This window comes from Rhizobium sp. NFACC06-2, assembly GCF_900101425.1.
GTDB lineage: Bacteria > Pseudomonadota > Alphaproteobacteria > Rhizobiales > Rhizobiaceae > Agrobacterium > Agrobacterium leguminum.
Window position 1 is genome coordinate 19,892 of sequence record NZ_FMVA01000019.1, and the last position, 17,712, is coordinate 37,603.

Sequence of the window (17,712 nt, forward strand, 5' to 3'; positions counted from 1 at the left end):
GATGGTGGCTTTGAGGCTGAACACAAAGGATATCTTCATAACCGGTCGCCGCGACACCTCAGGCGGCGTTGACTAGGAAAGCCATTGGATTGGCCTCATACATAAGGCGGAGTTTGCCTCCCACACTGCGGTTTGCTTTGTCCGCGGGATACAGGGAGATCCCGCCTTTTGTGAGAATGCGATGAACGTCAGCGACCATCGACGCGGTCCATCGCATGTTGAAGTTCCGCCCGCGCTTCCCCGAGGCACCTGCCAGGCACTCATCAACATAGCGACGGATCGGCTCATCCCAGAAGCGCTGGCGCGATACGTTGACCGCAAACTCCCCTGTCTCCGGGGGCATTTGCATGCGCGCATTGGTCAGCCTGAAAGAGCCATCGGAAGGATCGAGTGTGAAGCCGACTACGCCGGCGCCAAAGGTGATCACGAAAAGCGTCGACGGCCCGTATATGGCATATCCGGCGCAGAGATATTCTTGCCCTTGCAGGAGCACGTTGTGATCACCGTCGGCCTGGACCTGAGCCACAGCGAATATCGATCCGACCGACAGGTTCACTTCGAGGTTCGACGAACCGTCAAGGGGTCCCCATAAAGAATGAGATCCTCAGCGGAGGGCTCCTTCAGCCACAAGACATCTTCTACCTCCTCTGAAACATATGCCGCAAGCGACGCCGCTTCCGAACATGTTTCCCGAAACATCTGGTCGGCTAGGACGTCGAGCAGTTTTTGATCTTCGCCCTGGATGTTCGTCGTGCCGGCGCTGCCGATCTGGTTGTGAAACGCTGCTTCCTTTAGATGGCCAGCAACTGCGCCTGAAGAGGCCGCAATTCTTTCAATCAGCAATCCAAGAGCAGGGACGACTTTTTTCTGACGCAGATAGGCACCAAGCTCCATGTGAGGTGTAATGTTCATCGGCGCCAGTCAGCCTCTCTCTCACACCGCGGCCGATCGTCTACCGGTCGGCTGGTCTTCGAATTCTGGCCGCACAGCCAAGTATTCGAACAGCCGGGCAACGGCCTCTGCGCCGGGATCGACATGGCCTTCGAGTTGCTTGGCATTAACGTATGCGGCACGCCCTGCCTTTGCATGGAGAAGCGTCGCGGTGAGGTCGGCCCCTTTGCGGGCCGCTTCTGCCGCGGGTGCGAAGCCATTCTCGAGTGCATCCAGTGCCGGGGAGAGAGCATCGACCATCGTACGGTCGCCAAGCCGAGCGCCGCCGATCTCCTGCATTCGGTAGAGGCCGGCCTTTAGTGCTTCGCGAATGGTCAGCCCGCTCGATGCGCCGTCGCCGGCAGCGGCAAAAAAGATCGCGAGCAAAACACCGGACGAGCCCCCCATCGTCTGACTCAGTTCCTGGCCCATGGCGCGGAACAACTGCGTGTGATCGGAAAGCGGAAGACGATCTAGCGCACCGATGAGCGCGCGGGCAGCACCTGCCAGGGTTGAGCCGGTGTCGCCGTCGCCTGACTTTGCGTCCAAGACGTTCAGATCCTTTTCCGCTTCGATAAGAAGCGAGCAGCAATCATGGAGGAACTGACGGGTTGCTTTGTGCTGGGACGGAACTGGAGCGATCGGCGTCAAGCCATCAGGCAGAGCAATGAGGGAGATGGGTTTGACGGCTGCCAACCCTGGCCACGCCGGAAGGGCCACGGGCGCGGACAGGAGCTCGAGTTCCACCTTTTCGACGGGAAATACCGTGATCGAAAATCCCTGCATGTCGAGCGATGTCATCATTGGCGCCGGACCAATGATGTGTGATAGCTTTATGCCGATCTTTGATTGGATGAGCTCGTGAACCACCACTGACATTTCCAGAACCGACGTGCCGCCAAGATTGTTCACGAGGGCCACGTGAGGTTTATCGGACATCGAAGCAGCGAGACGCTCGACCATTGCGGCAACAGCACCCTTGGCACCGGAAAAACCGATCTGCTCGACACCGGCTTCGCCGTGAATGCCGAGACCAAGCTCGGCATGGCCCTCAGGGATCCGGTTCTCCTTCGGCGAGCCGGGGACGGTGCAGGTGTCGAGCGACATGCCGATCGAGCTGGTGTTTTCGATCACTCGGCGTGCGGCTTTCGTCACCGCTTCGAGGTCGGCGCCGCGTTCCGCCAGCGCACCTGCAATTTTGTGAACAAGCAGCGTTCCTGCGACGCCGCGCGCCTGCGGCAGTTTCGGCAGCGCTATGTCGTCGTCGACAATGACCATGCTGACATTCAAGCCGTAAGCACGGGCACGTTCGGCGGCGAGACCAAAATTGAGCCGGTCGCCGGTATAATTCTTCACGATGAGGAGGCAACCCGCCTCTCCTGTGACTGCCAGGATACCGGCGAGGATCGCATCGACGCTGGGCGACGCGAAAACATCACCGCAAACGGCTGCGGTCAGCATGCCTTTGCCGACGAAACCGGCATGGGCCGGCTCATGTCCCGATCCGCCGCCAGACACGAGCGCCACTTTGCTCTTGTCCCAATCGGTACGGACGATGACACGGATATGGGGGTAGCCGTCCAGACGGGCAAGTTCACCGCCAGACGCAGCAAGCACACCCTCCAGCGCTTCCGTGACTGCATTTTCCTTGCTATTGAGGAACTGTGACATTCTTGCCTCCCTTAAACTAAACGCATGCCGGCCGCGTCGAAATAAAGCGGTTTGTTCGGCTGGATCTTGATGGTTTCGCCGCCCTTGAGTTCGGTATGGGCGTCTGTGACAGTGATTAGATTGTGTGTCTTGAACATGAGATGCAGCCGCGTCTGATCGCCAAGATGTTCGACGCGGGTCACCATTGCTTCCTGACCATTTCCTTGGTCGATATGTTCCGGTCGCAGTCCAATGGACTTGGCCTTTGCCGGCGCGCCGGGAAAAAGTTCTGCGGGAACGACATTGATGCGGGGCTGCCCGAGCCGGGTCGCGGCGTAGACGCTGACCGGCTCTTCGTAAATCTCGCGGGGGGAGCCGAATTGGATGAGCCTGCCTTCGTGGAGAACGCCGACGTGGGTAGCCATTGTCATCGCTTCGACCTGATCGTGGGTGACATAGAGTAGGGTCGCGCCGGATTTGGTCTGGATGCTCTTGAGTTCAATGCGAAGATCGGATCGGAGCTTGGCATCGAGCGAGCTCAGGGGCTCATCCATCAGGTAAATCTGCGGGTTTCTGACCAACGCGCGTCCGATGGACACGCGCTGCATCTCGCCGCCCGAAAGGGCCGTCGCCCTATTATTGAGCTTGTGCGAGATCTGCAGGATTTCGGCGATCGCGTTGACCTTTTCGTTGATGATGTTTTGCGGCGTCTTCAAAAGCGGCGACTTCAACGGGAATTCCAGGTTCTGCCGCACCGACAGATGAGGGTAGAGCGAATATTGTTGGAAGACCATCGCGACATTGCGCTGTGCGGGGGTCAGGCCGCGCATGGATCGGCCACCGATAATAACATCACCGCTATCCGGCGTATCCAGTCCCGAAACCATTCGCAATGTCGTCGTCTTGCCAGCGCCTGTGGGACCGAGAAGAACTACAAACGATCCATCCGGGACCACCATCGAAACGTCATTGAGGGCGCGGTGTCCGGCAAAGGACTTGTTGATGTTTTTCAGGATGACTTCAGCCACGACGCAGCACTCCCTCATTTGCCTCGGAGACAAGGGCATTTCCGCTAACCGAATCAAAGATCGTCAGTCTTCTTGGATCGAATTTCAGGCCGATCAGTTCGTCCAGTTTTGCGGATTGATTGGATGGCGTGCGGGCTTTGATATCGCCGTTCGGCGTATTGATCGTAACGATCTGCGTCGTTCCAAGGTATTCCACTGCTACGACCCGTCCACGATAGATGGAATCGTCGTCGAACGTGACATGCTCGGGGCGCACGCCGACGGCCAACCTGCCCGTTCTGCCTTCGCGAACGACCGGCATCTTGACGCGAAGGCCTGAGAGGCTCACGTCATCGGCCCCAGCGGCGACCGCCCCCTCGAACTCCAGAAAATTCATCGGTGGTGAACCGATGAATTTTGCGACGAATTTTGTTGCAGGCCAGTCATAGATCTGTTGCGGCTTGCCGAATTGCTCAACGACCCCGTGGTTCATCACAACGATCTTGTCGCCCATCTGCATTGCTTCCAACTGATCGTGGGTCACGTACACGGTGGTCGCGCCCATTCGATCATGCAGAGCCCGCAATTCTTCAGCCATGTGCTCACGGAACTCAGCATCGAGTGCGCCAAGCGGTTCGTCCATGAAGAAGGCTTTCGGATTGCGCACGATGGCACGGCCAAGGGCGACGCGTTGCCGGTCGCCACCGGAGAGACCTCCGACGGGTTTGTCGAGTATGCTCTCGATCTGCAGGATCTTTGCCACCTCGGTGACGCGCTCGGTGACTTTGGCTCTGCGCATCCCTTGGCTGACCAAAGGATAGGAAATGTTCTTGCGGACGTTCATATGGGGATAAAGAGCGAACATCTGGAAGACGAAGGCGATGTCGCGTTCGCTTGCCTTCTTCATCCCGACCTCTTCGCCGCCGATGTAGATTTCGCCGCTGGTCGGAAGTTCGAGGCCGGCCATCATCCTTAGAGTTGTCGTCTTGCCGCAGCCGGAAGGGCCGAGAAGCATAAAGAACTCGCCGTCCTCCACTGTGAAGGTGGAAGATTTGACCGCGTTGAATGCCCCAAAATCCTTGCGCACATTCTGAATTCTGATCTGTGCCATGGGTTTACTCCGGGAAATGGCTGACGACGATGAACATAACTGCGCCCACAAGCGTCACGATGAACGAGTAGGAGTAGAGCGACAGCGAGAGGGGTTGCATCAACATGACCACGCCGAGCGCAATCAGGATGGATGCGACCATTTCCCATGCATCGCGCCGCAGACGAAACAGGCGATTGAGAAAGATCGTCATTTGCGTACCGCTCCGAAGGTAATGCCGCGCAACAGATGTTTACGAAGCAGGATGGTGAAGAGCATGACGGGGACGAGGAAGATCGTTGCGCCCGCTGCGACGGCTGGCCAGTCCTGGCCGCTGACGCCGATGATCGTCGGGATGAAGGGCGGCGCCGTCTGGGCGTTGCCCGATGTGAGCAGCACAGCAAAGGCGTATTCGTTCCAGGCGAAGATCAAGCAGAAGATCGCAGTCGACGCTATGCCGGTGACGGCTTGGGGCAATACGACTTTGTAGAAGGCCTGGAAGCGCGTGTAGCCGTCAATGAGGGCAGCTTCTTCATATTCGATCGGGATCTCGTCGATGAAACCCTTGAGCAGCCACACGGACAGGGACAGATTGACCGCAGTGTACAGCAGGATCATACCGGCATGCGTGTCGCTCAGCCCCATGGAGCGGAACATCAGGAAGATGGGGATGGCGACCGCGATCGGCGGCATCATTCGTGTCGAAAGAATGAAGAAGAGCAGGTCGTCCTTCAACGGCACCTTGAACCGCGAGAAGGCATAGGCAGCAGCCGTGCCAAGTGCGATACAAAGGACGGTCGAACTAAACGCGATGATGACGGAGTTCGTGAACCGCTCAGCAAAACGGGACGCACCCGTAATGACCACACCTTCCTTACGAACCAGTTTATCATACCAGGTCGTCGGTTCTCCCAGTGCCTTAAGCTGATCCTCCGGCACGCGTGTGCGGGTGGTGAAGAGATTGACATACCCTTCGACGGTCGGCTCGAAGATCATCTTTGGCGGATAGGAGATCGCGTCCTCAGGCGATTTGAATCCGGTCCCTATGATCCACAGCAATGGAAGAAGGGTGACTGCGGCATAGAGGACAACCAGAATACCGGCAAACCATTTCTGACGCCCTGAGGGCTCGGTTACAGAAAAACTGCTCATCTCTGTTTCACCTTGTTCAATGCTTTGACGTAGATCGACGCAAGGCCGAAAACGGTGACGAAAAGAATGACGGCATAGGCTGATGCGTAGCCGGTCCGCCATTGCTCGAAGGCGGCGCGCTTCAGGTTGATCGAGGTCAGCTCGGTGATCGAGCCCGGTCCGCCTCCTGTCAGTTGGACCACCAGGTCGAACATCTTAAAGTTCTCGATGCCGCGGAAGAGAACGGCCAGCATCAGGAACGGCAGCACCATTGGAATGGTGATGGTCCAGAACTGGCGCCACTTGCTCGCTCGGTCGCATTCGGCCGCCTCGTAGATACTGCTCGGAATGGAGCGCAGTCCCGCAAGACAAATCAGCATCACGAAGGGCGTCCACATCCAAGTGTCGACAATGACGATGGCCCATGGTGCCAGCGAAGTGCTGGCGATCATCGAGAAGCTTGAGGGATCGTTCCCTGTGAGGAAACCGACCACGTAATTGAATAGGCCGATTTGCGGCTGATACAGAAAGGTCCAGAAGTTGCCGACAACCGCGGGGCTCAGCATCATCGGCAGCACGATGATCGTCGTCCAGAGATTGTTGCCGCGGAATTTCTTATTGATCAGGTATGCAAGCGAGAAGCCGATCAGCACCTGCAGGACGATTGTCCAGATCAGGAAGTGCGCGGTCCCCTGCATGCTTTGCCAGATATCGTTATCCGTCAGAATGCTGATGTAGTTGCGCAAACCGACGAACTCGACGGACGCATTAGGTCGGTTGACCCTGATATTCGTGAAACTTAGCCTAATCGTCCAGATCAGCGGGAAGATATTGATGGCGAGTAGCAACACGATCGAGGGCGCTACGAAAAGCCAGGCTATAGCGCGATCAGAAAGGCCTCTGACGCGAGCCGCGATTGCGGGCGGAGTCGCGCTGGCGACCCGGTCGATCGGTGAGTGGAGCATGTCCGTCTCCTTGGCGTAGATATGGAAGGTAAGCAGGGCCGGCGCGGTCCGCGTTGCCGGCCCTGCGTGACGCTCACTGCTGGGAGGGGGCGTGTGTAAGCGTCAGTATTTGCCTTCGTCCTCGAAGACAGCCTTCCAATCCTTGGCCAGGCCATCCAAGGCGTCCTTAGCGGTACCCTGGTTTGCAATCACATAGTCGTGCAAGCGCTTCTGCGACGCCTGGAGAAGAGAGGCGTAAGACGGCTCGGCCCAGAAATCCTTCACGATCGCCATGGATTCCAGGAACGGCTGCGCATAGGGCTGGCTGGAGGCGAAGCTCGGATCTTCCACGACCGCACGCAGAGCAGAGTAGCCGCCGAGCTTCCACCATTTCTGCTGGATTTCCGGCTGGCCAAACCACTTGATGTAATCAAGCGCTTCTTTCTGCTTTTCGGAGGCCGCGACGACCGAGATGCCCTGGCCGCCGAGCTGAGCGAACCGGACGCCCTTCGGGCCGGCCGGATTAGGGAAGTAGCCTGACTTGTGGCCACCGAGGTTCGGGTCGGCATTGATGCCAGGCCAGGTGAAGGTGAAGTTCATCTGCAACGCGACCTGACCAGACTTATAAGCATCCACGTCCTGGGTCATGTATGCGTCGGAATGGCCGGGAGGAGTGCAGCAATCGTAGAGCTTCTTATATTCTTCGAGGCCGGCGACCGCATCGGGCGAATTAACGAAGCCTTCGAGATCGTAGGGCTTGTTAGGATTCTGGTATTCGAATCCATAGCTGTAGAGCGCGTTCATGGCACCCATGGTTATGCCTTCCGAGCCGCGCTCCGTGTAGATCGCCGCGCCGTAGACCTTCTTGCCGTCGATTTCACGGCCCTGGAAGAACGTGCCGATGTCGACCAATTCGTCCCAGTTTTTGGGGATCGCGAGATCACGACCGTATTTTTTCTTGAACTCGGCCTGGAGCTCGGGGCGGGAGAACCAGTCCTTCCGGTAAGTCCATCCGACGACGTCGCCGAAGGCCGGCATCGCCCAGTAATTGGGCGTATTCTTCGGCCACTCCGCGTATCCGACAACCGTCGCGGGGATGAAGTCGTCCATCTTGATTCCTTCTTTTTCGAAGAAATCGTTGAGCTTGACGTATTGGCCGTTCTCGGCGGCGCCGCCGATCCACTGACTGTCACCGATCAAAAGGTCGCAGAGTTTTCCCCCAGAGTTAAGCTCGTTGAGCATACGGTCTGCAAAATTCGGCCATGGCACGAATTCGAAGTGCATCTTGTTGCCGCTCTTCGCCTCGAAATCCTTGCTGAGCTCAACCAGAGCATTAGCCGGATCCCATGCCGCCCAGCACAAAGTAAGATCAGCTGCCTGTGCATGAGAGGCCGTTGCAATAGAGACAGCAGCGTACGCCCCGGCAGCAAGTGCCGAGTTCATCAAAAGGGACTTCATCTGGGATCCTCCGGTTGACCTCTCGACCTCCATCGAGAGGTGTAAGTATGTGTTACGCCACGGGCGCATCGTTCGGAGAGCGTCGGTGGCCGCGTTGGTCGACAGTCTTTTCAGGTTTCTGGCGGGCGCAAATCCTTAATAACTGAGGTGCGCACCTCAGCGCAAGGGATTTTTGAGGTCCGCACATCAATTCTTGCATTTTCTTCCTGATGTGGGAGAAATATGAGTCCTCAAATCGGTTTAGGAGCTTGAATGCGGCCGACAGCAAAAGATCTTGCGGAAGCGGCCGGCGTCAGCCTCGCGACAGTTGATCGCGTATTGAACGACCGTCCCAACGTGAGCAAAAAGGCCGCACGGCAGGTCAACGAAGCCATTGATCGGATCGGCTTCGTTCGAAACCCGGCGGCTGTCAGCCTGGCACGCAACAAGAACTATCAGTTTCGTTTCGTACTGCCGAAATCAGGCGATCTTTATCTCCGCGAACTTATAAAGAGAGTGGAGGAAGTGAAATCTGCCCTCAAGGGCGATCTCACCGAGATCGATTATGTCCAGATCGCGACTGACGATGCGCACGGCGTAGCAAAATATTTGGCCGGCATAGAGGAAGAGGAGGTTGATGGGGTCGCGCTTATGGCACCCGAGTCGCCCCAGGTTCGTGATGCGGTCGCTCGGCTCCTTGAGCGAAACATCAAGGTTGTGCAGTTCCTTTCGGGCCAAGAGAAACTTCCGACCGCCGATTTTGTCGGGGTGGATAACTTTGCCGCAGGAGCGACGGCAGGAAAACTCATTGGTAGGCTGATCTGCCGGACTCCGGGAAAGGTGATGGTTGTGGCCGAAAGGATGCAGTCACTAGACAGCATCCAGCGGCGCCACGGGTTCGACAGCGTCATAAACCAACATTTTCCGCACCTTAGAGCCCTTCCTTCCATCGAAACTCACGCCGATGAGCGTCGCGCAAACCAGATCATCGCGAGGGTTCTCAAGAACAACCATGACATCATCGCCATCTACGTCTTGAGTTCGGAGGCCCGGGTGCCGCTTTCGGCGACCGCCGCCCATATCGATCTCACCAGCCTCACAGTGGTGGCGCATGAACGTACGCCCTTTAGCGAGGAAGCGCTGCGCGATGACCGCATTGATGCCGTGATCGCACAAGACCCCGGCCACGCCGTTCGCAGTGCAATACGCATCATGCGCGCGCGCGCGGATGCCAAGGAGCTGCTGGCGGCGCAAGAGAAGATTAGAATAGAGGTCCTTTTCAAAGAGAACCTTTGACAGGTTCACCGTCTCGGGTCAGTTTTTAGATTTTGAGGTGCGCACGTCATTTAGATTGATGTGCACGCCGATTCGGCCGGGTTGGTCTGGGGTGGAAGCTCGGATACACGAATGCTGCTACGGCAATCTCGGGAGAGAACGGACGTGTTTCTTGCACAGAAACTGGCTTTGGCGACAGCAATATTTTCGGTTACGTCTATCGGCATCGCGAGCTTGGCCAGCTCTCAGATATATTTCCTCATCGGCGCTCAGAAATAAATGAGTTGCGAATATTGAAGCGGTGGCTGATGGTCGTCGAAATCCAGCTAGAGAACTATCTCGCAAATGTGGAGCTTAATGTATCATCTCTTGCCCAGGGCGCATTGGTGAAAAACGCGCTGGCAGGTCATAGCGAGCGACGCGATGCAAAGGCAGTCGATCAGCAAGATCCTCAGCAGGTATATCTCGAAGACTACGCGCCCGATTAGCAATTGAGAGGGCGGCGGGCCGTGTACATCGGCTTGCCGGTTTTTGCAAATAGATCGATGATGGGTGTGCTGGCTACAATGACGCCCGGCGCCAACATCGCGACAATCATGGACAGCAAGACCGGGCTTGGCCAGACGGGCCGGTCTATTTCGCTTAACTCCAGAGGTACTGTCATCAGTCCGATGGCGGAGCCATTCGGTAGCTTTGGCACGACACTGTTGCCGCTCGATCTGCTGGAGAAGGGGAAGGTCGAGCAAACATCTCCACCGTACTTGACGACGCCAGCCCCTGGGGACGACTTGTCAGTAGTAAGCCCACATTAAGCTCGTTGCATATTTCCGCCCCCGCTCGTTGGCACCATCATGTCTGCATTTCTTGGCGCTTTTCACGACCAACCCTTGGTGTTTCTCTATCCTAGGAGGCTGTTGCAGGCTGATCGGGCTTAACTGAGAGACGGTCTGCTCGACCTGCACGACTTTATCGAGACAAAATTCTGTCCCGAGCAGTAACTGCCAAATTGGAGGAAAACATGAACACGGTAGACAATAGAACATTCGCATTCGCAGAGTTCGTGTCCAGCCCATTCAACTTGCACATCGACGGAGCGCAAGTGCGGGCGAACGGGGGGAATACTTTCGAGTCTTTGGATCCAGGGACTGGCGCAGTTATCGCAACCCTCGCCGCTGGCGACGCTGCGGATGTTGATGCTGCGGTTAGTGCTGCAAGGAAAGCATTCATCACTTCGAACTGGGCGACAATGCCCGCTGCGGACCGAGCCGTGATCCTGCACCGGCTGGCCGATTTGATCGATCAGAACTCTGCCTTACTCGCGGAAATCGAATCCAAGGATGTGGGTAAGCCTCGCGCGCAGGCGGCGGCATTCGACATTCCACATGCCGCACAGACCTTTCGGTATTACGCTGACCTCAGCAACAATACGCGCTCCCGCGAACCGTTCGCAGTCAAAGGCAATGAAGCATGGTCCGTGCGTCAACCCTACGGCGTCTGCGCCTTCATTTTTCCATGGAACTTTCCTTTCCTTCTCCTCGGTTGGAACGTGTCGCCAGCATTGGCCGCGGGCAACACCATCGTCATTAAGCCGGCGGCCGAGACATCACTCTCAGCACTATATTTTGCGCGCCTCGCGGAGCAGGCTGGCGTCCCCAAAGGCGTGGTGAACGTCGTGACCGGATCAGGAACCGTGGTAGGAACGGCACTGGCGGGCCACTCCGGAATCAACCGTCTCTCGTTCACGGGCTCTCCGGAGGTTGGAAGAGTGGTCGCTGAGGCGTGTGCACGCAACTTGGTACCCGCCAAACTCGAACTCGGTGGTAAGGGAGCAGCCGTTCTATTTGATGATGTCTCGGTGGATAACGCCGCAGAGGCACTCGCCGGAGCTGTAACCCTCAATGCGGGACAGGTCTGCTGCACCGCAACACGATGGCTTGTACATGAGACGATTGCCGATGCATTCATCGCTAAGGCTGCCAAGTCTATGAGCGGGATGAAGATTGGCTACGGCGGGGACGACACCACTCAACTTGGACCCCTTGTCAGCGACAAGCAGCGGCGGCGTGTACTCGGTTACGTGGAGCGATCGAAAAGCGAGGGCGCCGAAGCCTATCTTCCCGGCGGTGCGGCTGAGGTTTCCGATCGGGAGGGGGGCTTCTACGTCAAGCCAGCGCTGCTCGGTGGCGCCCCTGACAATGTTTGTGCGCGCGAAGAGGTTTTTGGGCCGGTCGCGTACGTGATGACGTTCCGCGATGAAGACGAAGCCATAAAGTTGGTAAACAGCAGTCCATACGGGTTGGCAAATAGTGTATGGACGGCGGACACCCGGAGAGCGAAGAGGGTAGCCGAGCAGCTGGTCGCGGGAAATTCCTGGATCAACGCCCACAACCTGTTCCCGCACGGCGTTACCTATGGCGGCGTAAATCTCAGCGGATGTGGCGGAGGTATTCTCGGTCCCGACACGCTCGACGACTATTACCGCAAGCTATCTGTCGTTCGGCCCATCTGAGGTTGATTGGCGCTGGAGACTGCGGATGATCCGCGAACCACAGCCTCTAGTTCTCATCTTGGCACCATATGAATCTTCGATTTTGGTTCTTTTCAGAGCCAAGCTTAGGTGCACACTTGGTATCAAGAATTCGGATGCCGCAACGCGGCGATCAAACAACTTCGTGTTTCTGATCACGAAATGCGAAAAATTAATACGGTCAAAGAAGGAAGAAGGACAGCCATGGGTATTCAAAAATTCGAATCCGTTACTGCCGCCGATCTGCCCAGGGTAGACATGCCCGGCGTGGATGCACTGCTAAAAGATTTTGCGACAGTGAATTCCTCGGGATCGCCGATCACTTTCGGCGTCTTCCGCCTGAACCGCGGTGAGGCGCTTCCCTACACATACGAGTTCGACGAATTCAAGCTGGTTGTCGAAGGGGAGTTCACAGTCAGCGATGGCAACGGCGACATCAAAACTTTCAAAGCCGGCGACGTCATGCAGTTCACCAAAGGCACGGAGACAACGTTCACGACGTCGTCTACAGGCCTAGCGTACTTCGTCGCACAGCGCTAGCGGGCACGGGCCGGACCTCGATAAACGATATCGAGGTCCGGCCTTGGCTATGGCTCGGTCTAAACCAAAAACAATTCGGGGTGAAAATGACAAGAAGATTCAACGTTGCTATCGTCGGAAGCGGCCCCTCAGGTTTTTACGTGGCCGAGGCCCTTCTGCAAGCGGATATGGAAATCCAAGTTGATATGATCGAGCGTCTTCCGGTTCCATTCGGACTCGTTCGGTATGGCGTCGCTCCGGACCATCAAAAGCTCAAATCGGTAACCGCGCAGTTCGAAGATATTGCCAGCCATGAAAACTTCTCGTTTTTTGGAAACCTTCAGCTGGGGCGTGATATCGACATATCTGAACTTACACGGGTCTATGACGCCGTCGTAATCGCGACCGGGGCGCTTTCCGACAGGCCGCTGGGTATTGATGGCGAAGATCTTAAGGGTAGCGTTTCGGCTACCGAATTCGTCGCCTGGTACAACGGGCACCCAGATTATCGCAACAGAGAGTTTGATCTCTCGCATCCAAACGCAGTCATTGTCGGAAATGGCAATGTTGCGTTGGACGTGTGTCGCATCTTGTCCAAGAGCATCGACGAACTGAAGACCAGCGACATCTGTGCACACGCACTGGATGCACTTTCCGAAAGCCGCATCGAGAACATCTATCTTGTCGGCCGCCGTGGTCCCGCCCAGGCTAAATTCACGACGAAGGAGCTGCGCGAGTTTGGAACGCTGGTGGATGCCGAGGCGGTCACGGAGCCGTCGGAGCTAGAGCTGAACGAGCCGTCGCTTACCGAATTGCAGGGACCGGATGGAGCCGGAGCCGCCAGAAATCTCGGAATCTTTCGCTCGTTCGCTTCGGTAAATCATCCGCGTCAAACGAAGCGGCGCATCCATTTTCGATTTTTTCTCTCACCATCGCGCATACTTGGTCAAGAGGGTGTTGAAAGCATCGAGTTCGAAAAGATGCGCCTCAAGGGCCCAGCATTTGAACAAACCGTTGAAGCGACCGGCGAAGATTTCCTTGTCCCGGCTGGGCTCATTGTTCGCAGCGTCGGCTACCGAGGTGTGGAGATCCCCGGTGTCCCGTATGACAGCAGACGTGGAACGATCCCACACAGCGACGGGCGTGTCCAGGGCATGGACGGGGCGACGGTAAAAGGCATCTACACGGCAGGCTGGATCAAACGCGGTCCAAGCGGCGTCATTGGCACAAACAGGGCCTGTGCCGTCGATACGGCTTCAGCGATCCTGTCAGACCTCGTAACACTTGGTGAAGGTGATCGACAAAACTCGATCACGAAGCGCGACCAATTCCTTAAATCGTTGCAGACGCCATCGTTCCAGCTCGTGAACTTAGAAGGCTGGCACAAAATTGACGCGCTTGAAAGAACGAACGGCGCGATGATTGGAAAGCCTCGCGAAAAGATGACCTCTATCCAGGAGATGTTGGACGTGTCGAATAGACAACAATTTCCGGTCGCTGCTGCCGGATAATTCCACGGCGTAAGAAACAACACAAGTCAGGGAAGAAATAGAAGGAGATTTCAGGGGTTGGCGCACCGTCGCCAACACCAGGGAGGCGTTTGCGCGTCGATAAGCCGAATAACGGCGACGAGCGCACGGGCAACAATCTAGATGACTGCTAGCCGCATTCAATAGAAAAGGGGAACTAAAACATGTCCACATTCAACATATCCATGCAACCTACACGGCGGGATTTTCTCAAGACATCGGCCGCAGCAGTTGCAGCTACCGGTGTCGGCGGGTTCGGTGCGTTCGGACCAACCTCTGCCCTCGCCAGCGGCTTGGCCGCTGGTATGACCGGAGGGCCGATGGGGTTCGACGGCGCGGAGCGCTTCCAGTACAACAAAGAAATGTCCGAAGGGCGCGCGATCGAAGGGATCAAGGCTCTTCAAGTTGCCGGGACCGCACCGAAGAAGCTGCGCGTCATGCTACCAGATGGATGTATTGACCAGATCAGCAATCCCTTCCGCGCCGGCGCCGATACACCGATGGATGTATGGAAGCGCGAAACCGGTATCGAGGTCGAACTTGTCGGCGCGCCTGTCGGCGATATCTTCAAGAAGGTTATGCAGGACGTCACCACTGGCGGCGGCACCTTTGACATCTATAGCGGCCCATGGAATTCGGCAGGCGACCTTGTTGCCGCCAACGGCGCTCTGGATTGTTCGAATTTCGTTGTGAAATACCAGCCCGACTGGGGCGATGCCGAACGTGGCGTGCCAACAGAAGAATTGGTCAAGCTGCTCTACACGAACAATGACAAATACTACACCATCGCGCTCGATGGCGATTTCCAGACTTGGTATTACCTGAAAGGTATATACGACAAGCGGGACGTGCAGGAAGCCTTCATGAAGGAAGCCGGGCGGCAACTGGCTCCGCCCAATACTTGGGAGGAACAAGATCAAATCGCCAAGTTTTTCACTGGTAAAGACTTCGGCAACGGACCAATGTACGGCACGGGCAGCGCGCTGGGCCGTTTCTGGGGCCTACCGACATTCTACATGCGGCTGGCTTCAATGGACAACCCGAACTACTACTTCTTCACCGAAGACGGACAGCCTAACCTCAATACCGACCTCGCCATTCAGGCGACCGAAGAACATGTGCGATCGCTCGAATGGGCGCACCCCGACGCACTCAGCTTCACATTCATTGAATGCTGGAACGCGATCTGGAATCTCCAATCGCCGAGCATGGTGACCTATACCGCGCTCCCGAAGTTTGGGGACGGCTTCAAGGACGACGGCAAAACACCGAAATCCAAGGCGACCGGCCTTCTCGCCTCTCATTTACCACTGGGCCGCAGGTTTGGCGACGTGGTAAACCGTCGGTCAATCTTGCATTACGGCGTCAGTGCTTGGGTCTCGTCAACTTCGAAGAATGCGGAGGCGGCCTATCTATTTCTGCAGTGGCTGAGCTCGACCCGGACATTTACGCTGATCATGTGCAGCCCCACGGGATTCTTCGATCCCATGCAACAGGCCAACTTCAACGAGCCAATCGTGGCCGCGAACTATGGCCCCTACGCAATGGAGACGATCCCCGCGACAGTTCAGCGTTCGGTTCCCGGCGTGAACTTCGCCGGCCAGACCGCTCTTGATAACGCGCTTGATGACGAGCTTCAGGCTGCGCTGACCAAACAGAAGACACCGCGTGAGGCCATGGAGGCGGCACAGCGAAAGTGGGAGCAAATCGTCCGTAAGCAGAGCCGCAAGGGCATGGTCGAATCCATACAGGCTTGGCGCCGCACCTGGCCGACCATCGTCGACAAGGTCTGAGCAACAAAACAGTTACCGGACCACGTCACGTGGTCCGGCAATCCCGTGGCGGCGCTCATGGAGTCGATACCGATGAAAGCCAATCCAAGAGCACTAGTGCTCAAATATGTATTTCTTTTGATAGCAGTAGCGATTGTGATCTACCCACTGCTGTGGATGATCACTATGGCATTCAAGCCATATGCCGAATGGACCACAGGCAGCGGGCTCAGCTGGATACCCCGAAATCCGACCTTGGGTAACTTCGAGTACATCTTTCTCGGCCGCACCGACTCTATGGTGGTCAGTCTCGATCGCACTATGGTCGGCCCCCTTGTCGCTAGCTTGGTAACCTCGACTTTGGGCACGCTGCTCGCCGTCACTGCGGGCACGCTAGCCTCTTATGCCGTAGTGCGCTTCAATACTCTGCCTGCGCTGGCGCTGCAGGTGTTGCAATTGCGCCTATTCCCCCCGCTAGCGGTGATGATTCCGGTAATGGTGATGTGGTCCTTCATCAGTGCGATTGATACTTGGTGGGGCCTCTCGCTGATCTACGGGATTGTTACGCTACCCTTTGCTTTTTGGCTGATGAAGACCTTTTTCGAAGAGGTGCCGATCGAAATCGAGGAGGCGGCGCGCGTCGCCGGGAGTTCGCACTGGCGCGTTTTCTACAAGATTACGCTCCCTATCGTGAAGCCGGGCCTCGCGACCTGTGTGCTTTTCGTTTTCATCCTGAACTGGTCTGACTACCTGCTTGCGCTGCTGCTGACCCAGAAGGATTGGGTGACGCTCCCCGTCTTCATGTCCAACCTAAATACCGCGATGGGCGAGATGTATGGCGTCAAAGCGGCGCTTGGCATCATCGCGGCCATTCCACCGGTGATCCTCGGCCTCTTGATCCAGAAGCACCTCGTACGCGGCCTGACTTTCGGAGCTCTCAAGCAATGACAGATGTGATTTCAGACATGGTTACGCTAGATTCGACCGCATCGGAAAACCCAAGAGGCGGCTACTGGTACAGGGCGGCCCGTGATGGCCAGAAGCTCGGACGCTGGTTCGTGGCGCCCACGGTGCTGCTACTGCTATTCATCGTCATCTTTCCGCTGCTTATGCAGTTCTATCTCAGCTTCACTTGGTGGACGCCGCTGGATGGGACGCGTTGGTACAATGCATATGAAAGCCTCAACTTCGCGGATAATTACTGGCGTCTTTTGACCGACCGGGATCTTTGGGCCGCATTATTGAGTACAGGAACCGTGATCGCAGTCGCCGTGCCCTTGCAGTTCGGACTCGGGCTTGCACTGGCTTACCTATTCATCGACGACTTTCCGGGGCGGAAGATTTTCTACTCTATTGTTTTGACGCCGATGATGATCGTCCCGGCAGTTGTGGGGCTGGTTTTCTTCCTGCTCTTCCAGGGCTCTGGTCCAATCAACGCCACACTTGGGTTGCCAGCGAACTTCTCCTGGCTGACGAGCGTCGATCGTGCGATGCTCTCGGTGATCATTGCCGATACATGGCAGTGGACGCCACTAATGTTCCTGATATTGCTTGCCGGTATGCTCGGCGTACCGTCGGATCAGCTATTGGCAGCCCGGCTGCTTGGTGGGTCGAATTGGCAGAATTTCTGCCGCATCATCCTGCCCCGGATGAAGCCTGTAATCATCATCGCCCTGGTTCTACGCACCGTCGAGTGTTTCAAAATATTCGACCTGGTCTTTATCATGACCAAGGGCGGCCCTGGAGTCGCAACCGAAACCATATCGCTCTTCCTCTACAAGAAGACCTTTGCCGACCTCGACTGGGCTTATGTCGCCGCAGTCGGATTAACAATCCTGTTCGCGCTCAGCCTACTCGCAGCGAGCGGGCTCGCATTCATGGCCAAGAAGAAGGGCTGACCC

Annotated in this window: 16 protein-coding genes and 1 pseudogene; 8 read left to right on the top strand and 9 right to left on the bottom strand. The window is 56.6% G+C overall.

The window, feature by feature from the left end:
- Nucleotides 1–58: 58 nt before the first annotated feature.
- The 9 genes and pseudogenes from F3H58_RS27750 to F3H58_RS23530 all read right to left on the bottom strand — a co-directional run bounded on the left by F3H58_RS27750 (nt 59) and on the right by F3H58_RS23530 (nt 8,210).
- Nucleotides 59–349, bottom strand: coding sequence for a hypothetical protein (locus F3H58_RS27750; RefSeq protein ID WP_353619449.1), 291 nt, complete (start codon nt 347–349; stop codon nt 59–61).
- A 66-nt stretch (nt 350–415) separates the two neighbouring features.
- Nucleotides 416–912 (bottom strand): annotated as a pseudogene (locus F3H58_RS27415) (hypothetical protein); the annotation flags it as partial.
- A gap of 21 nt (nt 913–933) precedes the next feature.
- Nucleotides 934–2,601, bottom strand: coding sequence for a dihydroxyacetone kinase subunit DhaK (locus F3H58_RS23500; protein ID WP_149743961.1), 1,668 nt, complete (start codon nt 2,599–2,601; stop codon nt 934–936).
- Nucleotides 2,602–2,612: 11 nt separating this feature from the next.
- A complete protein-coding gene (locus F3H58_RS23505; RefSeq protein WP_149743962.1) occupies nt 2,613–3,608 on the bottom strand; it encodes an ABC transporter ATP-binding protein in 996 nt (331 codons plus the stop codon).
- On the bottom strand, nt 3,601–4,698 hold the full coding sequence (locus F3H58_RS23510; RefSeq protein ID WP_149743963.1) for an ABC transporter ATP-binding protein: 1,098 nt from the start codon (nt 4,696–4,698) through the stop codon (nt 3,601–3,603). The genes F3H58_RS23505 and F3H58_RS23510 overlap by 8 nt, the downstream gene beginning before the upstream one ends.
- Before the next feature lie 4 nt (nt 4,699–4,702).
- The gene (locus tag F3H58_RS23515; protein ID WP_149743964.1) at nt 4,703–4,891 is read right to left on the bottom strand and encodes a hypothetical protein; all 189 of its coding nucleotides are present in this window, start codon (nt 4,889–4,891) and stop codon (nt 4,703–4,705) included.
- On the bottom strand, nt 4,888–5,829 hold the full coding sequence (locus tag F3H58_RS23520; RefSeq protein ID WP_149743965.1) for a carbohydrate ABC transporter permease: 942 nt from the start codon (nt 5,827–5,829) through the stop codon (nt 4,888–4,890). Before F3H58_RS23520 ends, F3H58_RS23515 begins: the two co-directional genes overlap by 4 nt.
- On the bottom strand, nt 5,826–6,773 hold the full coding sequence (locus F3H58_RS23525) for a carbohydrate ABC transporter permease (RefSeq protein WP_149743966.1): 948 nt from the start codon (nt 6,771–6,773) through the stop codon (nt 5,826–5,828). The genes F3H58_RS23520 and F3H58_RS23525 overlap by 4 nt, the downstream gene beginning before the upstream one ends.
- Nucleotides 6,774–6,875: 102 nt before the next feature.
- Nucleotides 6,876–8,210 (bottom strand): ABC transporter substrate-binding protein, encoded by a 1,335-nt coding sequence (locus F3H58_RS23530; protein WP_149743967.1) that lies wholly within the window; start codon nt 8,208–8,210, stop codon nt 6,876–6,878.
- A 252-nt stretch (nt 8,211–8,462) separates the two neighbouring features.
- Between F3H58_RS23530 and F3H58_RS23535 the strand changes: the two genes are divergently transcribed.
- The 8 genes from F3H58_RS23535 to F3H58_RS23570 all read left to right on the top strand — a co-directional run bounded on the left by F3H58_RS23535 (nt 8,463) and on the right by F3H58_RS23570 (nt 17,709).
- Nucleotides 8,463–9,485, top strand: coding sequence for a LacI family DNA-binding transcriptional regulator (locus F3H58_RS23535; protein ID WP_149743968.1), 1,023 nt, complete (start codon nt 8,463–8,465; stop codon nt 9,483–9,485).
- A gap of 287 nt (nt 9,486–9,772) precedes the next feature.
- The gene (locus F3H58_RS23540) at nt 9,773–9,952 is read left to right on the top strand and encodes a hypothetical protein (protein WP_149743969.1); all 180 of its coding nucleotides are present in this window, start codon (nt 9,773–9,775) and stop codon (nt 9,950–9,952) included.
- Nucleotides 9,953–10,482: 530 nt separating this feature from the next.
- The gene (locus F3H58_RS23545; protein WP_149743970.1) at nt 10,483–11,973 is read left to right on the top strand and encodes an aldehyde dehydrogenase family protein; all 1,491 of its coding nucleotides are present in this window, start codon (nt 10,483–10,485) and stop codon (nt 11,971–11,973) included.
- Nucleotides 11,974–12,195: 222 nt separating this feature from the next.
- The gene (locus F3H58_RS23550) at nt 12,196–12,531 is read left to right on the top strand and encodes a cupin domain-containing protein (protein ID WP_188129046.1); all 336 of its coding nucleotides are present in this window, start codon (nt 12,196–12,198) and stop codon (nt 12,529–12,531) included.
- Nucleotides 12,532–12,617: 86 nt separating this feature from the next.
- The gene (locus F3H58_RS23555; RefSeq protein WP_149743972.1) at nt 12,618–14,021 is read left to right on the top strand and encodes an FAD-dependent oxidoreductase; all 1,404 of its coding nucleotides are present in this window, start codon (nt 12,618–12,620) and stop codon (nt 14,019–14,021) included.
- A gap of 182 nt (nt 14,022–14,203) precedes the next feature.
- Entirely contained in the window at nt 14,204–15,832 is a 1,629-nt protein-coding gene (locus F3H58_RS23560) for an extracellular solute-binding protein (protein WP_149743973.1), read from the top strand.
- Between the two features lie 72 nt (nt 15,833–15,904).
- Entirely contained in the window at nt 15,905–16,759 is an 855-nt protein-coding gene (locus tag F3H58_RS23565) for a carbohydrate ABC transporter permease (RefSeq protein ID WP_149743974.1), read from the top strand.
- Nucleotides 16,756–17,709, top strand: a complete 954-nt coding sequence (locus F3H58_RS23570; protein WP_210246930.1) for a carbohydrate ABC transporter permease — start codon at nt 16,756–16,758, stop codon at nt 17,707–17,709. The genes F3H58_RS23565 and F3H58_RS23570 overlap by 4 nt, the downstream gene beginning before the upstream one ends.
- The last annotated feature ends 3 nt before the right edge of the window (nt 17,710–17,712 follow it).

Coding starts and splice junctions, on each gene's coding strand:
- F3H58_RS23540 (WP_149743969.1), top strand. CDS start 9,773: ATGGTCGTCGAAATCCAGCTAGAGAACTATCTCGCAAATGTGGAGCTT.
- F3H58_RS23555 (WP_149743972.1), top strand. CDS start 12,618: ATGACAAGAAGATTCAACGTTGCTATCGTCGGAAGCGGCCCCTCAGGT.
- F3H58_RS23530 (WP_149743967.1), bottom strand. CDS start 8,210: ATGAAGTCCCTTTTGATGAACTCGGCACTTGCTGCCGGGGCGTACGCT.
- F3H58_RS23500 (WP_149743961.1), bottom strand. CDS start 2,601: ATGTCACAGTTCCTCAATAGCAAGGAAAATGCAGTCACGGAAGCGCTG.
- F3H58_RS23550 (WP_188129046.1), top strand. CDS start 12,196: ATGGGTATTCAAAAATTCGAATCCGTTACTGCCGCCGATCTGCCCAGG.
- F3H58_RS23570 (WP_210246930.1), top strand. CDS start 16,756: ATGACAGATGTGATTTCAGACATGGTTACGCTAGATTCGACCGCATCG.
- F3H58_RS23560 (WP_149743973.1), top strand. CDS start 14,204: ATGTCCACATTCAACATATCCATGCAACCTACACGGCGGGATTTTCTC.
- F3H58_RS23515 (WP_149743964.1), bottom strand. CDS start 4,891: ATGACGATCTTTCTCAATCGCCTGTTTCGTCTGCGGCGCGATGCATGG.
- F3H58_RS23510 (WP_149743963.1), bottom strand. CDS start 4,698: ATGGCACAGATCAGAATTCAGAATGTGCGCAAGGATTTTGGGGCATTC.
- F3H58_RS23565 (WP_149743974.1), top strand. CDS start 15,905: ATGAAAGCCAATCCAAGAGCACTAGTGCTCAAATATGTATTTCTTTTG.
- F3H58_RS27750 (WP_353619449.1), bottom strand. CDS start 349: ATGCAAATGCCCCCGGAGACAGGGGAGTTTGCGGTCAACGTATCGCGC.
- F3H58_RS23520 (WP_149743965.1), bottom strand. CDS start 5,829: ATGAGCAGTTTTTCTGTAACCGAGCCCTCAGGGCGTCAGAAATGGTTT.
- F3H58_RS23525 (WP_149743966.1), bottom strand. CDS start 6,773: ATGCTCCACTCACCGATCGACCGGGTCGCCAGCGCGACTCCGCCCGCA.
- F3H58_RS23545 (WP_149743970.1), top strand. CDS start 10,483: ATGAACACGGTAGACAATAGAACATTCGCATTCGCAGAGTTCGTGTCC.
- F3H58_RS23535 (WP_149743968.1), top strand. CDS start 8,463: ATGCGGCCGACAGCAAAAGATCTTGCGGAAGCGGCCGGCGTCAGCCTC.